This window comes from Synechococcus sp. OH2 (assembly GCF_047462155.1).
Classification (GTDB): domain Bacteria; phylum Cyanobacteriota; class Cyanobacteriia; order Thermostichales; family Thermostichaceae; genus Thermostichus.
Genome location: NZ_JANSIR010000010.1, coordinates 5,310 through 10,307 on the forward strand (window position 1 = coordinate 5,310; position 4,998 = coordinate 10,307).

Annotated in this window: 5 protein-coding genes; 3 read left to right on the forward strand and 2 right to left on the reverse strand. The window is 58.4% G+C overall.

The window, feature by feature from the left end; genetic code table 11:
* Window positions 1-447: 447 nt before the first annotated feature.
* Window positions 448-954 (forward strand): hypothetical protein, encoded by a 507-nt coding sequence (locus NW835_RS00730; RefSeq protein ID WP_414414262.1) that lies wholly within the window; start codon window positions 448-450, stop codon window positions 952-954.
* Window positions 955-1,005: 51 nt separating this feature from the next.
* On the opposite strand, the gene mazG is transcribed toward NW835_RS00730, so the two are convergent.
* Together mazG and NW835_RS00740 are read right to left on the reverse strand one after the other, a co-directional pair.
* Window positions 1,006-2,106: a nucleoside triphosphate pyrophosphohydrolase gene (gene mazG / locus NW835_RS00735; RefSeq protein WP_414377119.1), complete on the reverse strand. Its 1,101-nt coding sequence runs from the start codon at window positions 2,104-2,106 to the stop codon at window positions 1,006-1,008.
* On the reverse strand, window positions 2,087-2,302 hold the full coding sequence (locus tag NW835_RS00740) for a DUF2949 domain-containing protein (RefSeq protein WP_414371684.1): 216 nt from the start codon (window positions 2,300-2,302) through the stop codon (window positions 2,087-2,089). The genes mazG and NW835_RS00740 overlap by 20 nt, the downstream gene beginning before the upstream one ends.
* A gap of 466 nt (window positions 2,303-2,768) precedes the next feature.
* On the opposite strand from NW835_RS00740, the gene NW835_RS00745 reads away from it, so the two are divergent.
* Window positions 2,769-3,005, forward strand: a complete 237-nt coding sequence (locus tag NW835_RS00745; protein WP_414365769.1) for a DUF3148 domain-containing protein — start codon at window positions 2,769-2,771, stop codon at window positions 3,003-3,005.
* Window positions 3,006-3,205: 200 nt separating this feature from the next.
* The gene (gene serA, locus NW835_RS00750; protein ID WP_414386347.1) at window positions 3,206-4,789 is read left to right on the forward strand and encodes a phosphoglycerate dehydrogenase; all 1,584 of its coding nucleotides are present in this window, start codon (window positions 3,206-3,208) and stop codon (window positions 4,787-4,789) included.
* Window positions 4,790-4,998 lie beyond the last annotated feature (209 nt).

Here is a 4,998-nt window from a genome sequence, read left to right on the forward strand (position 1 = left end):
ACTCTTCAGAGATTTAACTTGTGCTCCTCAATTGCAGCACGAACGGCTTTCATCCCGACACTGATTGGCTCCTGAGTCAACACAATTCACTCATACAGTGCAGGGCTTCCCGCCGATTAAGCTAAATCGAAGAAATAGCAACGATTGCCATTTTAGTTGGGTTTCAGACTTGGCTCTGCGCATTGGCGAAGCGGTTGCTAGGGATCCCCGCAGCCAGAGGCTCAGGTTGCAGCCTGTCTGGGGGGGCGGGGATTACCTAGATTGGGATCAAGACAACTGAGGATCTCGGCAGCCAGCTCAACCCAAGCCCAAGAGAACGCAGAGGGATCCCGACAGTTTCGATAGACTGTGAGAGGGACTGTGTAAAGAATTACTCCCTCAAGCTCTCTCTCTTCTTCTCTGGTGTGTTTCAGTCCTATTGCAGCGTGTGGTACTAACGTGGGTGCAATGGCCTTTTTCTCTCGCTATTCTTTCTTCTCTCCCGGTTGGAGGGGGGCGCTACGAGGTCAGTGGAGCTGGGCAGGGCTGTTGCTCATGGCTCTGCAGCTTGGGCAGCCCGCTGTGGCTCAGACAGAGACCCGAGTTTGGAGTGGCACCGGCCAGATCTTGAGCGGTCAGGGGCAGGGGGCGACGGTGCAACTGGTTCTGGAAACCGGTGGCGGACGCATTTGGACGCAGTCGGGGCCGGCGTTGGACGCGCCCTTTTCCGGCGGGCAGATTTCGGTTACCAGCGGCGACGGCACCTGGCAAATTCAATCGCAGGGGGATCAGTTGTTGGTGACCTTTTACCGCGGCGAGCAGATCATCCGCTGGCAACTGCGCCCCGTCGGCGAGGTTCCAGCCTCTCCTCCCTCTGGGCTATCCGGCTCCTTAAGCGGCGACACCTCCCAACCCGTGGCTCTGCCTGTGCAAGAGCTGGTTGTTCCCATCCAGAATTTGCCCAACAATCGCTGAGGGATCCCGCGGGCTGGTTTCCCAGTTTAGATAAATGGTTCAGAAAAGAGATTAGGGGTGCTCCTGCTTTGCCTGTTGCCAGAGGGCCTCTAACTCCGCGAGGGTGAGTCTTTGGAGAGGGAGCGGGGAGGCTTGGCCGCTGCCAGGTAACGCTGCTTCTGTTGGTTGCCGCGCCAGCTCTTCCATGCGCAAAAAACGGCGGGCAAAGCGCAGATTGGTCTGGGTCAAGGCCTGCGCGGCATCCAGCCCATACCAATGGCCCAAATTGACCAGAGCAAACAACAGATCCCCCAACTCGGCTTCCTGTCGCGCCGGGTTGGGGGGATCCCGTTCCAGCTCTCGGCGCAGTTCGGCCTCTTCCTCGCGGATCTTGGCCCAGATCCCCTCCACCGTCGGCCACTCAAATCCCGCTCCCACCACTTTTTGGCAGATCTTCAGGGCCGCCATCAGGGGGGGCAAACTTTCAGCGTAGTGGAGAAGTTTCTGGCCGAGGGTCTGCTGTGGCTGTTCCTTCTGCTTGATGTCTTCCCAGGAGCGGTGCAACTCAGAAAGGCTGGAAACATCTGACTGCGGAGCATCCCCAAACACATGGGGGTGACGGCGGATCAGCTTATCGGCAATCCGCGCGGCTACGGTTTCCAGGTCGAAGTGGTTTCGCTCGGCAAAGATCTGGGATTGCAACACCACCTGCAGCAACAGATCCCCTAGCTCTTCGACAATGGCCGCCGGATCCCCAGCCCGAATGGCCGCCACCGTCTCGTAGGCTTCTTCGAGGATATAGGGAGTCAGCGACTCGGGCGTTTGGGCGCGATCCCAAGGACAGCCGTCGGGGGCGCGCAACTGAGCCACTATTGCCGCCAAGCGGTTGAGGTGCTGTGCAGACGCGGAGCGCTCCAGATAAAGATGGGCAAAAGAGCCTGTGACCTGCGGATCCCAGCTTTGCAGCGTCAGGGGGCCGTCCACTACCTGCAAGTCTTCTGTGAGCAAGGTCAACGCTTGGCTGGGGGCGCAGAACTGCTGTAAAAAACGACGCAGCTCCGCCAGATCCTTCTTCCCGCAACTTTTCAGCAGCAGGGATCCCTGCCCAGCCGCAGACCAGCGGGCCAGATGCTGTTGCCAACCAGGCTGAAGGCTATCCAGCGTTTGTAGCATGGTCGTAGGTGCGGCCCAAATCCAGCAGGCGCCTGAGCTGCTCGAGATCGATGAAACTCAGCTCCAAAAGGATCATCAGCAACGGCCCTTGCTGGCGATGCTGCAGCTTTTTGGCCAAGCTCAGTTGGGAGCGGTCGATGATGCCTGCTTGCAACAGGTATTCTTCAAGGACAGGAGGGGGAATGGGATCTAGCATAGTCGTTTCACGGCGCTGGGAAGGACAAGTGGAAAAACTGAGAGGATGACCAACTAATGTAATCATTCTTAACACTCTTACAGAGCTTCCGCAAAGATCTGGCCGGCAACTGAGCCAAGAGGCGGCAAGCCGGGTTTTCTGAGCGCAGCTCTGCTAAGCGATCCCTCCCGTTACCGGGACAGATGGGATCTCTGTATCCAAGAGCACAAAAAATGGAGTCAGTGAGGTCAATGTATAATAGCAGGTTTGCTGCCGATTGACAGTGCCCTGAGAGGCCGATGCTCTTCCCCTAGCGCAGGGTAGCTCGGGTATAGAGCGATGTTACCTTTTTATCCTGCCGACTCCAGCTATTGGATAAAAATCTTGCTAACAATGTAACCATCCCGTCCGGGTTGAGGTTGACCCATCTGCTATTCTCCAGTTCCGTTAAGCTAAAGGCAGGTGTAGCGTCGATGCTTGTGGGGCCATGTCTGAAGCTCAAGGTTTGCTGCCGGTGGGGGCGAGGGTTGAGGTGGTGGAGATGCCTCCTTACTTGAAAACGGCTGACCCGATGCCGATGTTGCGCCCTGCCCATTTGATTCGGCTGCACGAACAAGGGGTGATCTTGCAGCGGCGGCTGTTGGGCACCTACAGTGTGCAGTTTGCCAATGGCATCTTTTTAATCGACGGCAAGTACCTGGCTCTTGTGGGATCCCGCCCGTGAGCAACCCATCTCCACCGGGGCCTAGGAAACTGGGACTCTTGCTCTTTGGGAGCGGCAGGTCTTGCGCGTGCTGGCGGACTTTCGCGGTAGATTAAAGGGTGCTGGCTGGGGTTGGGTCAACATGGATGCGATCCAGCCTGGCTTGCGGTATTGGCTCTTCTGCTTCTGTTGCCCCACATCCGATTAGGCTATTGTCGCTTATGCCCAGAGTTATCGTCACGGATCCCATCGATCAGGCGGGAATCGACATCCTCTCCCAAGTGGCCCAGGTGGATGTGCAAACCGACCTCACGCCGGAGCAGTTGATTGCGGTCATTCCCAACTACGATGCCATCATGGTGCGCTCCGGCACGCGGGTCACCCGCGAGGTGATCGAGGCGGGGACGAACCTGAAAATCATCGGTCGGGCGGGGGTGGGCGTGGACAACATCGACGTGGCTGCCGCCACCAAAGCTGGGATCCTGGTGGTCAACTCCCCTGAGGGCAATACGATTGCTGCCGCCGAGCACGCCATCGCTTTGATGATGGCCCTCTCCCGCCACATTGCCGATGCCAATGCCTCTCTGAAAGCAGGCCAATGGAAGCGGCAGGAGTTTGTCGGGGTAGAGGTGTACAAAAAGACACTGGGCATTGTTGGCCTGGGTCGCATTGGATCCCATGTGGCCCAGATTGCCAAGGCGATGGGGATGCGGCTTTTGGCCTACGATCCCTACCTTTCGATGGAGCGGGCGGAGCAACTGGGAGTGCGCCTGGTGGATTTCACAACTTTGGTGCAGGAATCGGACTACATCACCCTGCATGTCCCCAAGACCCCTGAGACCACCAACCTGTTCAACGCCGAGACCTTCCGCCTGATGAAGCCGACCGCCCGCCTGATCAACTGTGCCCGCGGCGGCTTAGTGGACGAGCAAGCCCTCTATGAAGCCCTCAAATCCGGCCAAATTGCGGGGGCGGCCCTGGACGTCTTTGCCGATGAGCCCCTTAGCCAAGATTCACCTCTGCTTTCCTTGGGCAAGGAGATCCTGCTAACCCCTCATCTGGGGGCCTCCACCGAAGAGGCGCAGGTGAATGTGGCCATCGATGTGGCAGAGCAGATCCGCGATGTGTTGTTGGGGCTGCCTGCCCGTTCTGCTGTGAACATCCCTGGCTTGCAGGCGGAGGTGCTGCAAAGCCTCAAGCCCTACCTGGACTTGGCGGAAACTCTGGGCAACTTGGTGGGCCAGTTGGCGGGGGATCGGGTCAGCCAGTTGGAGATCCGCCTCCAGGGATCCCTGGCGGAAAAAGATGGCCAGCCGATCGTCATCGCCGCGCTCAAGGGGCTGTTGACGCTGGCTCTGCGGGAGCGAGTTAACTACGTCAATGCTTCCATCGAGGCCAAGGAACGGGGCATTCGCGTGGTGGAGACGCGAGATCCCTCTTTGAAGGATTACTCCGGATCCCTGACGTTGATTGCCCATGGCCCCAACGGGGTGCGTTCGGTTTCGGGAGCGCTGATCGGAGAGCGGGAGGTGCGCATCACCCAGATCGACGAGTTCCCGGTGAATGTGCCCCCCTCTGCCAATATGCTGATGACCCTGCACCGGGATATGCCGGGGATCATCGGGCGCATCGGCACCCTGCTGGGGGCCTACAACGTCAACATCGCCAGCATGCAGGTGGGGCGCAAGATCATCCGCGGCGATGCGGTGATGGTGCTCAGCCTTGACGATCCCCTGCCAGATGGGATCATCGAAGAGGTGTTGAAGCAGCCAGGTATTCGCGATGCTTTTGTGGTGAACCTTTGACGGCTTCTGCTGGGGCAGTGCGAAACCGGCTTGAGCAGAGGGGAGGGTAATCTCTTTGCTTGGGTTAGCGGGGATAGTGTTGAGGTGAATGCTTGAGCCCGAACAACCTACCGCCGATGGGTGGAATCCCAACCTGGGATTGGCCGGGGTTTCTGGAGTCGCTAGGCCACTTTGGCGTCGATCTCAGCCTGGATCGCATGCAGGTTTTG

Coding starts and splice junctions, on each gene's coding strand:
- mazG (WP_414377119.1), bottom strand. CDS start 2,106: ATGCTACAAACGCTGGATAGCCTTCAGCCTGGTTGGCAACAGCATCTG.
- NW835_RS00745 (WP_414365769.1), top strand. CDS start 2,769: ATGTCTGAAGCTCAAGGTTTGCTGCCGGTGGGGGCGAGGGTTGAGGTG.
- serA (WP_414386347.1), top strand. CDS start 3,206: ATGCCCAGAGTTATCGTCACGGATCCCATCGATCAGGCGGGAATCGAC.
- NW835_RS00730 (WP_414414262.1), top strand. CDS start 448: ATGGCCTTTTTCTCTCGCTATTCTTTCTTCTCTCCCGGTTGGAGGGGG.
- NW835_RS00740 (WP_414371684.1), bottom strand. CDS start 2,302: ATGCTAGATCCCATTCCCCCTCCTGTCCTTGAAGAATACCTGTTGCAA.